Here is a 15,916-nt window from a genome sequence, read left to right as displayed (position 1 = left end):
CCGGCCGCGCGGGGGTCACCCGCCCCGCGGCCAGAATCCTGGATCTAGCGGACGCCCTGCTGGGCGAATTTGAGGACGTCGGAAGCGTTGGACTTGTCCACGATGGTGGGACCGGTCAGAACGGGCTGGCCGCCGCCGAGCTTGAAGCCGCCGCGCTTGGCCTGCCACAGGGAGTCAACGGACATGTAGCCCTGGAGCCACGGCTGCTGGTCCACGGTGAAGATCACAGAGCCGTCCACGATTTTCTGGGCGAGGTCCGCGTTCAGGTCGAAGCTGGCCACCTTTGCAGAGCTGCTGGCGTCCGTGACGGACTTGAGGAGCGTGAGGGTGATCGGCGCGCCCAAGCCGATGATGACATCTGCATCCTTGGCTGCCTGGAGCTTCGCAGTGGCGGTGGACTGGACCGCAGTCATGTCCTTGCCATCGACGTAAAGGATTTCCGTTCCAGGCACTTTCGCCTTGACACCGGCACACCGTGCCTCAAGGCCAACGTGGCCTTGCTGCTGGATCACGCAGACCGGGTGTTTGAAGCCTTGCGATGCAAGCTTGGTTCCGACGGCCTCGCCAGCGAGCTTCTCGTTCGAGCCGAAGTGGGTGAACGCGCCGAGCTGTGCCGAGACGCCTTCACCGGCGTTGAGGCTCACTACGGGGATACCGGCATCGGTTGCTTTCTTAAGGACGTCCTTGAGGGCATCCGGCGTGGCGAGCGTGACGGCTATACCGTCAACCTTTTGGTCGATAGCCTGCTGCACGAGCTGGGCCTGGCGGCCAGCTTCGGGGTCGCTTGTGTACAGGAGGTCAACATTGTCCTTCGCGGACGCTTCCTCAGCGCCCTTACGGACGATATCCCAGAATGTATCGCCTGCCGCCGCGTGGGTGATGAGGGCGACTTTCATACGCGGAGTGCTGACGGCTTGACCGCCGCCGGCGGCGTTACCGCTGTCAGCTGGCTTCCCGCCCGTGCTGGAACAAGCGCTTAGAGCCATCATCGGAACGACGGCCGCAACGAGTGCCGCCTTCCGCCAGGAAAACTTCTTCACGATTTATCTCCTTTGATTGGGGTTGTGGCCCTGCCACTCTGCAGGAGCTCAAAGCCCTCTACACAGATCATGGTGACTCGCCTCACAGATGTCAATACTTTGTCCTGACATTAGGATGTTTTTACGTGAGATGGTCACGTGATCTCCCGGGGAACACCGTTCAGATCGGGGCTACGGGGCGGGCCGAGACGTGGTGCTTCGCACCACCAGGACGGGATCAATCAGGGTGCGCTCGGGCTTGATGGCGGGGTCTTCAATCCTGGCGAGCAGCCTGTGCGCAGCATTAATGCCGACAACGTCGCTTCGGTTGTCGACGGAAGTGATGTCCAAGTACCTCGACTTGGCCAGCGGGGAATTGTCGTAGCCGATCACAGAAATGTCGTTGGGCACGCGAAGGCCCCGGGCCTTGAGGACGGCAAAGGCGCCCACGGCCATGGTGTCATTGGCCGCGAAGATCGCGGTGGTGTCCGGATGGTGGTCCAGGAGCCAGGAGGCTGCGGCATAGCCATCTTCCTCCGAAGTACCTTGGGACTCGGCAATCAGGACGTCGACGCCGGCCTCCTGGATCCGCCGCCGGAAACCGGCGCGCCGATGGGCTGACGCGCCGTCGGACCCTGAGAGATGGCCGATGCGGGTATGGCCCAGCTCCAGCAAGTGGCTCGCGGCCAGGCCGCCTCCGCCGTCGTCGTCGTTGGTAATGAGGTCGGCGCCGCTCGGCACCCCCATGCGCCATCCGGCCACCACCGTGGGTACCCAGGTCCGCGCCAGCATAGGCTCGCTCGGTTCCGCCGCGATCACCAGCGCATCAATGTGCATGGCGAGGAGGCCGTCCGTGGCTTCTTTGATGCGGTGCTCGCCGGGCCGGGAGTCGGCCAGCATGACGTGGTATCCGAGATCGGAGAGGACGGATTCCATGCCCCTCAGCAGGTCCACGAACCAGAGGTTCCGGTAGTCGTCGATCACCAGGCCGATGCTCTTGGTCCGATTGCTCGCGAGGGTGGTCGCGGCTCGGCTGGGCCGGTAGCCCAACTCCGATATTGCGGCCTGGACGGCTTCGCGGCGCTTGTCACTGACCCTCGCCGGCGCTTGGAGGACCAAGGACACCAACGACGGCGAGACGCCGGCCAGCTTGGCAACGTCGTAGATGGTGGGGCGGCGGGTTTTTGGACTGCTGGCACTCATGGTTCGGGAACCTTTCTCCTCTGCTGTCAAGGGTATTCGCAAGACATTGACAGGACATACTCACATGATTACGCTGTAAGTCCAGTGCTAAATTGTAGCGCTCCAAAATGCCCCGGTGTGCTCGACACCCAGGCTGAATTTCGAAGGAGAAATCAATGGCTGAGAGCCTAGGGGTCGCCGTCATCGGCGCAGGAATGGCCGGCAAGGCACACGCGGCGGCCTATCGCACAGCGTCTGCCCTTTATAGCCCCGTGCTTCCGCCGGTGCGCCTCGTGTCGATCGGCGACGTGAACCCGGAGTTCGGGTCCCTCGCTGCCCGGCGTTTCGGCTACGAACGCAATGACACCTCATGGCAGGCGATCGCGGAAGCGGACGATATCGACGTCGTGAGTGTCGTCATCGCGAACTCTCTTCACCGCGAGGTGGTCGAGGGACTCCTGGCCGCAGGGAAGCACGTCCTCTGCGAGAAGCCGCTGAGCGACTCGATCGAGGACGCCCGGGCCATGGCGGACGCAGCCCGCAACGCTTCCAGCATCGCGCGCATCGGCTTCACGTTCCGCCGCACACCGGGCATCGCCTACATCCGCGACTTGATCCGCACCGGCGTCCTCGGCAAGGTGCTGCACTTCAGCGGCCGCTACTGGACCGACTACGGCTTCAGCCCTTCCGCTCCCATGAGCTGGCGCTACAAGGGGGGTCCCGGCTCCGGTGCGCTGGCCGACGTCGGAAGCCACCTGGCCTACGTGTCCGAGTTCCTGTGCGGCGACATCACGTCCATCAGCGGCGGTCGCCTGAGCACCGTCATCGACAAGCGCCCTGTGCCCCTTGGCGCCGTCATGGGCCACGACCACGCCGCTGTCAGCGACACCTTCGAGGCCGTAGAGAACGACGACTACGCTGCTTTCAACGCAGCATTCGAGAACGGCGCGGGCAGCTTCGAAGTGTCCCGCGTTGCAGCCGGCCACGCCAACAGCCTCAACTTCGAAGTGTTCTGCGAAAACGGTGCGGCGAAGTTCGACCAGCGCCGCCCCTCCGAAATCCAGCTCTTCCTCAACGATGGCTCCGGCAACGAGAACGGCTACCGCCAGGTCATCCTCGGCCCGGGCCACCCCTACATCGCCGGCGGCCTCGCCATGGACGCCCCCGAAGTGGGCTTCGGGCAGAACGACGCCTTCGGTTACCAGGCCCGGGCGTTCCTCGAGGAGGTCGCCGGACTTCCGGAATCCGAGTCACTCCCCCTCTGCGCCACGTTCGACGAAGGCGTCCGCAACATGGAACTGCTCGGCGCCGTCACCGAATCCGCACTCAACAACGGAAAGACCATCACGCTATGAAACTCGGCGTCTACAACGCAATCCTGCACGACAGGCCGCTTCCCGAGGCCTTGAAGGTCATCGCGGACCTGGGCCTGACGGGCATCGAGATCAACACCGGCGGCTTCCTCCCCGCGGTCCACGTCCCCACCTTCGACGACATTCTTGTCTCGGATGCCGCCCGCGACGACTACCTCGCGATCTTCGAGGGGACCGGCGTCGCGATCGCAGGACTGAACTGCAACGGCAACCCCTTGCACCCCAAGCGCGAGATCGGCGAGAAGCATGCCGAGGACATCCGCCGTTCCATCCGGCTTGCAGAGCGCCTCGGCCAGAACCGGGTAGTGACCATGTCCGGCCTGCCCGGGGGAGAGCCGGGAGCCACCACAGTGAACTGGGTGGTCAATGCCTGGAACTCGGCGGCCCTGGACGTGCTGGACTACCAGTGGGACGTCGCGGCGAAGTTCTGGCGCGAGACAGACCGACTGGCCGCGGACCATGGCGTCAAGGTGGCCCTCGAGCTGCACCCGCAGAACATCGTGTTCAACACCGCAGATGTCCACAAGCTCATCGAGCTTACGGGCGCCACCCACGTCGGCGTCGAACTGGATGCCTCGCACCTGTTCTGGCAGCAGATGGATCCGTTAGCCGTGGTCCGCGAACTCGGACCCCTGGTCTTCCAGGCAGCCGCGAAAGACGTGCGCATCAACACCGCGAACGCAGCCCTCTACGGGGTGCTCGACAACAGCTTCCGCCGGCTCTCCCCGGAGGAAAGCCGCACCAACCTCGGCGACGACGAATGGGCCAACGAGTGGCCCAAGAACTCCGCGTGGGACTTCGTTGCCCTCGGCCGCGGCCACGACACCGCCTACTGGACCGAGTTCCTGCGTGCCCTCTATGAAGTGGACCCGAACATGCTGGTCAACATCGAGCACGAAGACACTTCCCTCGGCCGGATCGAAGGACTCGAAGTGGCAGCCAAGGTCCTGCGGGATGCCGACGCAGCGCTGGAAGCGTCGCTGAAGGTGACGGCGTAGGGGGTTCCTCGCTAGCCGGTTCACCGAACCACAGAGGAGGGCCTCATCCGAGATGGGGCCCTCTTGTGTTGGCCTGCAGTGCTCTCTATTCCCACCCTTGTTACACTGGATGATGAATCCATAAAATAGTCAAGCAAAGACTCGTGGTGTGGGCCAGGGAGGCAATCATGGAAGAGTTCGCGGATTTCCGGGCACCGCTATACGAGGTGAAGGCCAATCTGTTCAAGGGGCTGGCCCACCCGGTCAGGATCCGGGTATTGGAGCTGCTGTCGGCCGCGCCCGAAGTGTCGGTGACAGAGCTTCTGGCCGCAACGGGCCTGGAGGCCTCGCACCTGTCCCAGCATCTGTCGGTGCTGCGCCGATACCACCTCGTCAAGGGAGAGCGACGGGCACTGCAGATGTTCTACACCCTCGCTTACCCGCAGGTTGCGGAACTCCTCTCCGTTGCCAGACTGCTGCTCAACGACATTCTGCACACCACCCGGGCGCAGCTTGAGTCCTCAGAGGCGACTGCATCCGCGTCAGCCGCAGCGGCCAGCACCCGGTGAAGCTACTGGTCGCGGTCCGCGCCTTGCTGCCCGGGCGGCAGGATTACGCGCTATTGCCCGGTACCTGGAAAGGAGACTTGGTTGCCGGGGTCACGGTCGGCATCGTCGCGCTGCCGCTGGCCCTGGCATTCGGTGTCAGCTCCGGCGCGGGTGCGGCCAGCGGATTGATCACCGCGGTGATCGCCGGCGTGATCGCGGCCGTCTTCGGTGGTTCCAACATCCAGGTCTCCGGACCCACCGGAGCCATGGTCGTGGTTCTGGGCCCCGTGATCGCGGCCCACGGGCTCGGTGCCCTGGCGGCGGTCTCGGTCCTTGCCGGGGTGATAGTGGTGGCCGCCGGGCTACTCAAACTCGGGCGGGTCGTGACGCTCCTACCGTGGCCGGTGATCGAGGGCTTCACCGTCGGAATCGCGGTGATCATCTTCCTTCAGCAGGTCCCTGCCGCGTTTGGCACCAAGCCGGGACCCAGCAGCAACGCCGTCATCTCTGCCGTCCAGGCCATCGGCACCGTGTCCCCTGCCTCGTTCCTTGCGCCGGTTGCCGTTGTGGCTCTGGTGGCGGTCATCATGATTGCGTCACCGCGGATCCACCCCCGGATCCCGGGCTCGCTCATCGCGATCATCATTGCCACTGTGGCCGCGCAGTTCCTCGACCTGCCTGTGACCCGGATCGGAGCCCTGCCCGATTCCCTGCCGGCCCCGATGATCCCCTCCCTGGACCTGGGGACGATCACCGCGCTGGCCGGGTCCGCGGCTACGATCGCAGCCCTGGCCGCGATCGAGTCGCTGCTCTCGGCACGGGTCGGGGCGTCGATCTCCGATACCGGCCCCTATGACGCGGACCGTGAGCTCCTGGGCCAGGGCCTCGCGTCCGTCGCGTCCGGATTCTTCGGCGGCATGCCGGCCACTGGTGCCATCGCCCGCACAGCGGTCAACATTCGTTCCGGGGGCCGGACACGCCTTGCCGCCATTACCCATGCGCTGGTCCTGCTTGCCGTGGTGTACCTGGCCACCGGCCCGGTTTCCCGCATCCCCCTTGCTGCCTTGGCCGGGGTCCTGATGGTCACCGCGACTCGCATGGTCTCCCTCAAGACGCTGCGCAGCGTGATCGGATCGACCCGCGCCGACACGGTCGTGTTCTTCGTCACCGCACTGATCACCGTTTCCTTCGACCTGATCGAGGCCGTGGAGATCGGGATCGCCGTCGCTGCATTCTTCGCCTTGCGTGCTTTGGTCCGGTCCAGCGGTGTGCACCGGGAAGAAATCCCCGGCCCGGTCCACGAAGGGGACGAGCACATCGCCGTGTTCCGGCTCGACGGGGCACTATTCTTCGCCGCTGCCGAGCGCGTCCTGGAGCGGGTCAGCGCCATCCGGAACGTCGACGTCGTGATCATCCGCATGTCGCAGCTGCAGATCCTGGACGCAACCGGTGCCAGAACCATCACAGACATCGTCCAGGCCCTGGAACGCCGCGGAATCACCGTGCTGATCAAAGGGATCCAGGAACGCCACCTTCGGCTCGTCACCCAGGTGGGGGTCCTGGACTCCCTTCGCCACCACAAACACCTCTTCACCGAACTGGGCCCAGCCGTCGAACACGCCCGAAGCCACGTCGCCCGCGCCGCCAGCGCACGCAACCCCGGCAAGACCCCGTAAACCGGTCCAGCCGCGGCCGCCCTTATTGGACCTTCGCGATGTATTTGCCCATGGTTTCCAGCTGGTAGCGGGACACCTCGTTGGCGTTGTCGTCCTCGGCGAAGACGCTGGACACCATGACGGTGTTGTCCTTGTCCAGGAAGCCGATTTCCTTGAGTCCGCCGAAGAACTCGTCCCAGTTGACGTCGCCGTCGCCGATCTTGAGGTGCTGGTGGACGCGCACGGCGTTTCCCGGCGGGTTGGTGATGTAGCGCAGCCCGTGGGAGGCGTGGTGGTCCATGGTGTCGGACACGTGGACCAAGCGCAGCTTGTCCCCCGCGGCCCGCATGATGTCGAGCGGCTTGTTGCCCATGTGAAACGTGTGGGAGGCAACGTAGACCATGCCGATGTTGGGCGAATTCACGCCACGGATGACACGCAGCGCGGCGAGTCCGTCCTCCACGAAGTCGTCCGGGTGCGGGTCGATGAGGACGTCCAGGCCTTCGCGCTCGATAATCGGCAGCAGCTCTTCCATGGAACGGTAGAAGGCCCTTTCGGACTCCTCCGCCTTTTCCGGGCGGCCGCTGAATTCGGTATTCATCGTCTGCACGCCAAGATCGACCGTGATCTGGATGGCGCGCTTCCAGTAACGGACAGCGGCCTCGCGGGCGTCTTCGTCCGGTCCGGACCAGCGCAGCACCGGGAGCACCGAGGCGATCTCGACGTCGGCGTCCTTGCAGGCTTTCTTCAGCTGGCCGACCAATTCGTCGTCGGCCTTCGGGTGGTTGAAGAACGGGATGAAGTCCGCGTGCGGGGTCAGCTGGAGGTATTTATACCCGAGATCGGCGGCCAGCCGCGGAAACTCCAGCAGGCCGTGGCTGTGGTGGAACGGGGTGGGGTCGAGGGCAATCTTCATGGCCACTCCTACTTGTACAGCTCAGGCTTGGTGTTGAGCTGTACCGCGACCTTCTCGCCCGACTTCTGGGCCTCAACGCCGGCTTCGCAGCACGCAGCGGTGGCATAGCCGTCCCAGGCGGTGGGGCCGCCGATTTCGCCGCGGCGGGCGGCGTCAACCCAAGCCTGGACCTCGACGTCGTACGCGGCACCGAAGCGCTCTTCGAAGCCGGGCGTGACCTTGCCGCCCCAGCGGCCCGCGCTGCGGACGTAAGGACCGCCGTCGCCACCGATGCTCACGATGCCGTCCTCGAAGGAGGCCTGGGTGGCCACTTCGTAGCCGAACTTCGCGTTCACATAGATTTCGACGTCGGCCAGGACGCCGGACTCGGTCTCGATCAGGACGTGCTGGGGATCGTGCTGGCCGTTCGGGGCGTTGCGCGTCGCCTTGCCCAGGCGGACCTGCACGGAGGTGATTTCCTCACCGGTGAAGAAGCGGATGGCATCGAATTCGTGGACCACGGAGTCGTTGATGAGCATCTCGTTGGTGAAGCCCTGAGGAGTGTCCGGGTTGCGGTGCTGGTGGTGGAGCATGAGCAGCTCGCCGAGTTCACGATCGCGGATCACGGAACCCAAGGCGGCGTATTCGGCGTCGAAGCGGCGCATGAAGCCCACCTGGATGCGCTTGTGGCCGGTTGCCGTTTCGGCCTGGACAACCTTCCACGCGCTCTCGGCATCCGGGGTGAGCGGCTTCTCGCAGAGGATCGGGAAGTCCTTCTCCAGTGCCTTGTACAGGATTCCCTCGTGCAGGAAACCGGGCGTCGCGATCAGCACGGCGTTGACGTCGCCGTTGTTGAGGGCCTCATCGGCGCTGGCGAGGGCGACGGCGCCGTCGATCCCTGCGATGGCGGCCTGCGCACGGGCGAGGTCGACGTCGACGACGGCGGCCACCTCGGCGCCGTGGATGCGGGTGCTGAGCCGCTTGATGTGGTCGGCGCCCATGCGGCCTGCGCCGATGACGGCCACGCGGAGAATGTCAGTCATTGTTTCTGTCCTTGGTTGTTTGTGCTTGAGAGGTAGCGTTAGTTGACAACCGTGCGGGAGCCGCACGAGAGCAGGTAGTTTCGGGTGCGCTTGGCGATGGGCATCGGGACGTCGAAGGCCACGGGGTACATGTCCTGTTCCACAATGCCAAAGATCGGGCGGTTAAGTCCTTCAACGGCTTCGATGACTGCGCGAAGATCCGGCAGTCCGTTCGGCGGTTCGGTCATGACACCGGCCAGGTTGGCAGCGGCCCAGGTCATGTTCTCCTCGTTGACCTTCTTCAAGACTTCCGGGTTGATCTGCTTCAGGTGCAGGTAGCCGATCCGGTCCGGGTAGTTTTTGATCAGTTCCAGGCTGGACGCTCCGCAGTATTCCGCGTGCCCGGTATCCAGGCACAGGTTCAGGTACTGGGGATCGGTAGACGCCAGAAGCGTTTCGATATCGGCCTGGGCGCCGACGTGGGAATCTGCGTGGGAGTGGAATTGCTGCTTGAGCCCGAAGTCTTCCAGCAGCACTTTGCCCATGCGGTTGTGGCCGGCGAACAGATCGTTCCACTGATCCTGGGACAGCTCCCCGCTCTCCACGGCCTCGCCGGTGACGTCGTCGCGCCACATAGCCGGAATGACCACGATGTGTTCGCCGCCCATGGCTGCAGTCAGCTCAGCCACCTTGCGTGCCGGCTCCCAGGCTTCCTCGTACTGTGCGGCACCGCGATGGAAGGCCGTGAAGACCGTTCCCGCCGTGACCTTGAGGTCACGCTGCTTGAGCTCCTCGGCGAGGCGGGCAGGGTCGTTCGGCAAGTATCCGTAGGGGCCCAGCTCGATCCACTTGTAGCCGGACTCGGCCACTTCGTCCAGGAAGCGTTCCCACGGGGTCTGCTTGGGGTCATCCGCGAACCAGACGCCCCAGGAGTCCGGGGCCGTGCCGATGATGAGTTTGTTCTCTGTCATTGCTCAATCCTTAACGTTGATTGCTCCCGACCGGGGGCCGCAGCCCAACTAACTCGCATTTGTTGTCGTTATGAGGGCCCAAAACGACATCTATTGCGAGTCAGTTGGGTGGCGACTAGTTGGAGGGGAAGTTGTAGGAGGCGCCGGAGGCGTGGGTGGGTTCGGGCCAGCGGGAGGTGATGACCTTGCCGCGGGTGTAGAAGGAGACGCCTTCGGGTCCGTAGATGTGCTTGTCGCCGAAGAGCGAGGCTTTCCAGCCGCCGAAGGAGTGGTAGGCCACGGGTACCGGCAAGGGGACATTGATGCCGACCATGCCCACGGTGACGGAGCGCTGGAACTTGCGGGCGTTGGCGCCGGAGGAGGTGAAGATCGCGGTGCCGTTGCCGTAGGGGTTGGAGTTGATCAGCTTGATGCCTTCATCGAGGTCCTCGACGCGGACGACGACGAGGACGGGTCCGAAGATTTCCTCGGTGTAGGCGGTCATTTCGGTCTTGACGTGGTCGATCACGGTGGGGCCGACCCAGAAGCCTTCTTCGTGGCCGGGGACCACCAAATCGCGGCCGTCCACGACCATCGCCGCGCCCGCGGCTTCGGCTTCGGTGACGATCCGCACGATGCGTTCCTTGGAAGCCGGGGTGATGACGGGGCCCATCTCGGCGTCGGGCTCGGTGCCGTTCTTGACCTTCACGGCCAGCGCACGTTCTTCGACCTTCTTGACCAGCAGCTCCGCGGCGTCGCCGACGGCGACCGCGACCGAGATGGCCATGCAGCGTTCCCCGGCGGACCCGAACGCGGCTGCGGCCAGGTGGTCGGCGGCGTTGTCCAGGTCGGCGTCGGGCATGATGATCGCGTGGTTCTTCGCCCCGCCCAGGGCCTGGACCCGTTTGCCGTGCTTGGTGGCGGTTTCGTGGACGTACTGGGCGATCGGGGTGGAGCCGACGAAGGAGATGCCGTCCACGTCCGGGTGGGTCAGGAGCCCGTCGACGGTTTCCTTGTCCCCGTGCAGGACCTGGAACACACCGTCGGGCAGCCCGGCCTGCTTCCACAGCTTGGCCAGCAGCATCGAGGCGGAGGGATCCCGCTCCGAGGGCTTGAGGATGAAGGCGTTGCCGGTGGCGATCGCCATCGGCGCCATCCAGAGCGGCACCATGACGGGGAAGTTGAACGGGGTGATGCCGGCGACGACGCCGAGGGGCTCGCGGAAGGAGAACACGTCGATGCCGGTGGAGACCTGGTCCGAGTAGTCGCCCTTGAGCAGGGTCGGGATACCGCAGGCGAACTCGATCACTTCGAGGCCCCGGCCGATCTCGCCCTTCGCGTCGGAGATGACCTTGCCGTGCTCGGCCGTGACCAGGGCGGCGAGCTCGTCCACGTGGGCAGCGACGAGTTCGCGGAACGTGAACAGCACGGCCGTGCGCTTGGCCAGGGAGAAATCGCCCCACTTCTCGGCCGCGGCCTTGGCTGCGGCAACGGTGGCGTCCAGGTCCGCCCGGTTCGCGAGCCGCAGCTGAGCGGTCACGGCGCCGGTGGCCGGGTTGTAGACCGGCTGGCTCCGGTCGCCTTCGCCGGCGGTTTCTACACCGTTGATGAAATGCTTGATGGTGGTCAGGGTGGTCGTCGTCGACATGTGCGGACTTCCTTGTCTGGTGCTTGAAGAGAGCTTGAGGGGGTCTAGCCGAGCAGCTTGCGCTGGCGGTTCTTGTGGTCTGTGTACGTCTGGTAGGCCTGCTGGGTGGATTCGAGTTCGGAGACCTGCGAAACGGGAACGTCCCACCAGGATTCGGAGCTCGGCGCGTCCAGCAGGGGGTCCGATTCGACGTGGATGACGATCGGTCCGGTGCCTTCCGGTGCCGCTTTCGCGTCGTGGATGGCTTGTTCCAGTTCGGCGATGACCTTCTCCCCCGGTTCGATCCGGATGACTTTCGCGCCGAGGGACTCGGCGTTGAGGGCCAGGTCGATGGGCAGGTTCTCGCCGGCGTCGAAGGAGTGTTGTTCCTTGTCCAGGACGCGGTACTGGGTGCCGAAGCGCTGCGAGCCCAGCGACTCGGAAAGCGAGCCGATCGAGGCGTAGCCGTGGTTCTGGATAAGGACCACGATCAGTTTGATGCGTTCAGCGACGGCGGTGACCAGTTCGGTGTGCATCATTAAGTAGGAACCGTCCCCCACCATGACCACGACGTCGCGATCCTTGCCGCCTGCAGCGGCCTCGGCCAGGGCCGCGCGCTTGACGCCCAAGCCGCCGGGGATCTCGTAACCCATGCACGAGTAGGCATATTCGACGTGGTAACCGAACGGATCCCGGACACGCCACATCTTGTGCAGGTCGCCCGGCAGGGAGCCGGCGGCGCAGATGACGACGTCCTGCTCATCCATGGCCCGGTTGGTGGCGCCGATAATCTCGTTCTGGGCCGGCAGCGGGGTGTGCCGGGTATCGAAGGCTTCATCCACGATGCCGTTCCAGCGCTTCTTCTCGGCCGCGATCGTTTGCTCGAGGTCCGCGCCGACACGGTAGCCGCCGAGGGCTGCGTTGAGCTTGACGAGGGCCTTGCGGGCATCGGCGACGATCGGCAGTACGGTGCCGTGCTTGTACGCGTCGATCGCGGCCACGTTGATGTTGACGAACTTCACGTCGGGGTTCTGGAAAGCAGTGCGCGACGCCGTCGTGAAGTCCTCGTAACGGGTACCGATTCCGATGATCAAGTCAGCTTCGGCCGCGATGGCGTTCGCCGCCGTCGTGCCCGTGGAGCCGATGGCTCCGAGCGAGAACTTGTGGTCCCACGGAAGGACGCCGACGCCGGCCTGGGTGTTGCCCACCGGGATTCCGGTCAGTTCGGCGAACGTGGCGAGTTCCTCGTTCGCGAAGGCGTACAGGACGCCGCCGCCGGCAATGATCAAAGGGCGCTTCGCGGCACGGATGGCCTCGGCGGCGCGGCGGATGTCGTCGTCGTCGGCCTCGGGGCGGCGGATCCGCCACTCACGCTCGGCGAGGAATTCCTCCGGGACATCCAAGGCTTCGGCCTGGACGTCCTGCGGCAGCGAAATGGTGACCGCGCCGGTCTCGGCCGGGTCCGTCAGGACGCGCAGGCCGTGGTGGAAGGCCGAGAACAACTGCTCGGGCCGGGACACCCGGTCGAAGAACTTGGACAGCGGACGGAAGGCGTCGTTGACCGTGATGTCGTAGGCGTACGGCAGCTCGAGCTGCTGCAGCACCGGGTCCGCGGCCCGGGTGGCGAAGGTGTCGGACGGCAGAAGCAGGACAGGCAGCCGGTTGGTGGTGGCCAGCGCCGCGCCGGTCAGCAGGTTCGAGGAACCCGGGCCGATCGAGGTGCTGATCGCGAACGTCTGGCGGCGGCGGGTGTGCCGGGCGTAGCCGACAGCCTGGTGCGCCTGGGCCTGCTCGTTGCGGCCCTGGTAATACGGCATGATGCTCGGATCGAGCTGCTGGTACTGCTTGAGGGCCTGCCCCACACCGGCGACGTTGCCGTGTCCGAAGATCCCGAAGGTGCCCGGGATCAGGCGTTCCCGGTACTCGCTCCCGCCGACGGTGTCCACCGTGTACTGCTTGGACAGGAACTCGACAACCGCCTGGGCGACCGTCATTCTGCGCGTTGACATTACTCTTACTCCGATACTTTCGCAGGTGTCTTCAGCAGCTCTGGCGTCTTCAAGAGCGAGGCGGCGGTAGCAACGGCCCCGGCCACGTCCCCGTCGGCCGGATACAAAAGGGTCCGTCCCACAGTCAATCCCTGGACTCCCGGCAGGGCAAGGGCGGCCTGCCAGCTGGCGAAGACCTCGTCCTGGCCCGCATCCGGGTCCCCACCCAACAGGACCGTGGGCAGCGTGGTGGCCGCCATGACCCGTTCCATCTCGTCCACGACGGGAAGCTTCATCCACGTGTAGGCGCTCGTCGAGCCCAGTCCTTCGGCAATCGCGATCGACTTGATCACGGCATCCGGGGAAAGGTCGTTGCGGACCCTGCCGTTCGCCTCCCGGACAGACAGGAAAGGCTCCACCATGGCGATCAGCTTGCGCGCGGCGAGGGAGTCGACGGCTTTGGCCGTGGCTTCCAGGATGTTGGCGGTGTCCGGGTCCCCGAGGCAGATCCGGGTCAGCATCTTCCCGCCGTCGGCGCCCAGGGCGTCCAGGGCCGCTGCGGTATGGCCCGTGAAACGGTCGTCGATTTCGTTGACCAGTCCGGCCAGCCCGCCTCGGTTCATCGAACCGAAGACAAGCTTGCCCTCAAGTGCCCCCAGCAGGAGCAGGTCGTCCATGATGTCCGGGCTCGCGAGCACACCGTCGACGGCGGGATTCGCCAAAGCGATCTGCAAGCGGTCCAGTAGTTCCCGGCGGTCAGCCATGGCCACCGGGTCCGAGCCGACGGAGAGGGCGCCGCGGGCCGGGTGGTCGGCCGCGACGATGAAGTTCTGGGTCCCGTACTTCAGCCCCGGGTGGCGGCGACGTGCGGCGGCGGCGCGGGCAACGGCGTCGGGATCTTCAAGCCGGATGGCACTCAGGTGCTCGTAACGGCGGGGGTCGTCATTGAAGCTCAACGTGTTGCTCCTTCGGAAACTGCTGCGTGGGAAGCTGCTGCGTCGGTGCCGGCGGGCGTCAGGCGGCCGCGTTCGGCGAGCAACGAGGTGACCTCCTCCGGCGTCGGCATCGCGTCCGCGCACGAGAGGCGTGAGGCGACAATCGCGCCGGCTGCGTTCGCGTAGTCCAGGACCTGGGCCAAAGGCCAGCCGGACAACAATCCGTGGCAGAAGGCCCCGCCGAAGGAGTCGCCCGCGCCCAGGCCGTTGACGGTCTCCACCGGGACCGGCGCGGAAACGACGCGTTCGGTACGGGTCTTGGCCATGACGCCTTCGGGGCCGAGCTTGACGACCGCGATCTCGACGCCGGCCGCGAGGAGGCGGTCGGCCTGCTCGTCCGGGGTTCCTTCACCTACGGCGACAGCGCATTCCTTGTCATTGCCGATGGCCACCGTGACGTGCGGCAGGATCTTGGCGACCTCGGCCCGGGCCTCGTCCTCGGAAGCCCAGAACATCGGCCGGTAGTCCAGGTCCAGGATGGTGTATTGGCCCTCTTTGAGTCCGGTGCGGGGGCGCGCTTCGTGGGCCGCGAGGTGGGCCGAGCGGCTCGGTTCCTGGCAGAGACCGGTCACGGTGGACCAGAAGATGCCGGCGTCCTTGATGGCCTCCAGGTCCAGTTCCTCGGCCTTGATCTGCAGGTCCGGCGCCGTCGGGAAACGGCCGTAGAAGTAGAGCGGGAAATCGTGCGGAGGCTGGATCGCGCAGAACGTGGCCGGGGTCTGAAGGCCCGGCACCGGGGTGACGAACACGTCGTCGACCTTGAACTTGCGCAGTTCGCGGTGCAGGTAAATGCCGAAAGGGTCATCACCGGTGCGCGTAATCACGCCGGATCGGCGGCCGTGGCGGGCGGCGGCAACGGCCACGTTGGACGGCGAGCCGCCCAGATACTTGCCGAAGGACTGCACGTCCTCCAGTCCCACACCGATGTCGTTCGGGTAGATATCAACGCTGATGCGCCCGATGGTGAGCAGTTCGTGGGTCACGGTGATCGCGGACCTTTCTGTAGTGAACTCTTCTTGCGGGACGGTGAGAGCTCCAGTGCTTTTGCCGGCCCGCAGTGAGCGGGGCCACAACCACTACTTTGCACCAGAATTCATGTCCTGTCAAAGGTTTGTACTGACATATTTACAACGAAACGTAATAGCCTAAACTGCGCAGTGATATGGACCTAAATCCGCTCCAAAACGCTGAGTTACCGCGCGGGAACGGCAAGTTCGCCGGTGACATACTGGGCCCTGCCGAAGCCAAAGGACCAGTCATCGGCAGTGTTTTCGACGTACCCCAGGAAGACATCCTCCCCAGGGACGCCGATCTCGCCGAGCTGGGCGGCGATGGCAGCGAACAAGGACTGCTTGGCTTCGCGACTTCGACCGACCTGGGTGAAGATCTGGATCATGACCACGCCGGAACTTCGCTCGAAGCCGAGTCCGGCATCCTGCGCAACGATCTGGCCCACGGGATGCTCGGTGATGATGTGGAAGTAGTCGCACTCGGGGATGCCGTACTCGGCGAGGATGGCGTCGTGGATTCGCTTACTGAGTTCACCGAGCTGCTCCGGCGTACGGCCTTCGTTGACGTCAATGCGGACGAGGGGCATCTGCTCTCCTTCGATAGTTTGTCCTGACATACTAACAAACTATCGAATCGTGCCACAAGCTCTAGCGACAATGACGCCCCTCCCCACC

The 15,916-nt window shown here is 65.0% G+C and carries 14 protein-coding genes; 4 read left to right on the top strand and 10 right to left on the bottom strand.

Going from position 1 to position 15,916, the window contains the following annotated elements:
• Positions 1 to 44: 44 nt before the first annotated feature.
• Entirely contained in the window at positions 45 to 1,040 is a 996-nt protein-coding gene (locus AC3WJM_RS22175) for a substrate-binding domain-containing protein (protein ID WP_284989657.1), read from the bottom strand.
• A 171-nt stretch (positions 1,041 to 1,211) separates the two neighbouring features.
• Complete coding sequence (locus AC3WJM_RS22170; RefSeq protein WP_306962933.1) at positions 1,212 to 2,222, bottom strand: LacI family DNA-binding transcriptional regulator; 1,011 nt, start codon at positions 2,220 to 2,222, stop codon at positions 1,212 to 1,214.
• Positions 2,223 to 2,377: 155 nt separating this feature from the next.
• On the opposite strand from AC3WJM_RS22170, the gene AC3WJM_RS22165 reads away from it, so the two are divergent.
• From AC3WJM_RS22165 to AC3WJM_RS22150, 4 genes are all read left to right on the top strand, one after another.
• Positions 2,378 to 3,556 carry a Gfo/Idh/MocA family protein gene (locus AC3WJM_RS22165; protein ID WP_492272961.1) on the top strand — a complete coding sequence of 393 codons (1,179 nt, stop codon included), beginning with the start codon at positions 2,378 to 2,380 and terminating at the stop codon, positions 3,554 to 3,556.
• Positions 3,553 to 4,572: a sugar phosphate isomerase/epimerase family protein gene (locus AC3WJM_RS22160; RefSeq protein ID WP_492272960.1), complete on the top strand. Its 1,020-nt coding sequence runs from the start codon at positions 3,553 to 3,555 to the stop codon at positions 4,570 to 4,572. Before AC3WJM_RS22165 ends, AC3WJM_RS22160 begins: the two co-directional genes overlap by 4 nt.
• Positions 4,573 to 4,739: 167 nt before the next feature.
• Complete coding sequence (locus tag AC3WJM_RS22155) at positions 4,740 to 5,120, top strand: ArsR/SmtB family transcription factor (protein WP_284989653.1); 381 nt, start codon at positions 4,740 to 4,742, stop codon at positions 5,118 to 5,120.
• Positions 5,117 to 6,775, top strand: a complete 1,659-nt coding sequence (locus tag AC3WJM_RS22150) for a SulP family inorganic anion transporter (protein ID WP_284989652.1) — start codon at positions 5,117 to 5,119, stop codon at positions 6,773 to 6,775. Before AC3WJM_RS22155 ends, AC3WJM_RS22150 begins: the two co-directional genes overlap by 4 nt.
• 22 nt (positions 6,776 to 6,797) lie before the next feature.
• Here AC3WJM_RS22150 and AC3WJM_RS22145 read toward each other — a convergent pair whose 3' ends face one another.
• The 8 genes from AC3WJM_RS22145 to AC3WJM_RS22110 form a co-directional block, all read right to left on the bottom strand.
• On the bottom strand, positions 6,798 to 7,670 hold the full coding sequence (locus tag AC3WJM_RS22145) for a sugar phosphate isomerase/epimerase family protein (protein ID WP_059388172.1): 873 nt from the start codon (positions 7,668 to 7,670) through the stop codon (positions 6,798 to 6,800).
• A gap of 8 nt (positions 7,671 to 7,678) precedes the next feature.
• Entirely contained in the window at positions 7,679 to 8,692 is a 1,014-nt protein-coding gene (locus tag AC3WJM_RS22140; RefSeq protein WP_492272959.1) for a Gfo/Idh/MocA family protein, read from the bottom strand.
• A gap of 38 nt (positions 8,693 to 8,730) precedes the next feature.
• A complete protein-coding gene (locus tag AC3WJM_RS22135) occupies positions 8,731 to 9,642 on the bottom strand; it encodes a sugar phosphate isomerase/epimerase family protein (RefSeq protein WP_492272958.1) in 912 nt (303 codons plus the stop codon).
• A 115-nt stretch (positions 9,643 to 9,757) separates the two neighbouring features.
• Positions 9,758 to 11,269: a CoA-acylating methylmalonate-semialdehyde dehydrogenase gene (locus AC3WJM_RS22130; protein ID WP_492272957.1), complete on the bottom strand. Its 1,512-nt coding sequence runs from the start codon at positions 11,267 to 11,269 to the stop codon at positions 9,758 to 9,760.
• Positions 11,270 to 11,313: 44 nt separating this feature from the next.
• Positions 11,314 to 13,242 (bottom strand): 3D-(3,5/4)-trihydroxycyclohexane-1,2-dione acylhydrolase (decyclizing), encoded by a 1,929-nt coding sequence (iolD, locus tag AC3WJM_RS22125; protein ID WP_492272962.1) that lies wholly within the window; start codon positions 13,240 to 13,242, stop codon positions 11,314 to 11,316.
• 20 nt (positions 13,243 to 13,262) lie between these two features.
• On the bottom strand, positions 13,263 to 14,192 hold the full coding sequence (locus AC3WJM_RS22120) for a Cgl0159 family (beta/alpha)8-fold protein (RefSeq protein WP_306962947.1): 930 nt from the start codon (positions 14,190 to 14,192) through the stop codon (positions 13,263 to 13,265).
• A complete protein-coding gene (iolC, locus tag AC3WJM_RS22115; RefSeq protein WP_492272956.1) occupies positions 14,189 to 15,214 on the bottom strand; it encodes a 5-dehydro-2-deoxygluconokinase in 1,026 nt (341 codons plus the stop codon). The genes AC3WJM_RS22120 and iolC overlap by 4 nt, the downstream gene beginning before the upstream one ends.
• A gap of 209 nt (positions 15,215 to 15,423) precedes the next feature.
• Positions 15,424 to 15,828, bottom strand: a complete 405-nt coding sequence (locus tag AC3WJM_RS22110; protein WP_492272955.1) for a tautomerase family protein — start codon at positions 15,826 to 15,828, stop codon at positions 15,424 to 15,426.
• Between the last annotated feature and the right edge of the window lie 88 nt (positions 15,829 to 15,916).

This window comes from Arthrobacter sp. FW306-1B-G06A (assembly GCF_058781765.1).
Note: the sequence above shows the minus strand (reverse complement) of the source record. Positions and strands in the feature narration are given on the sequence as shown.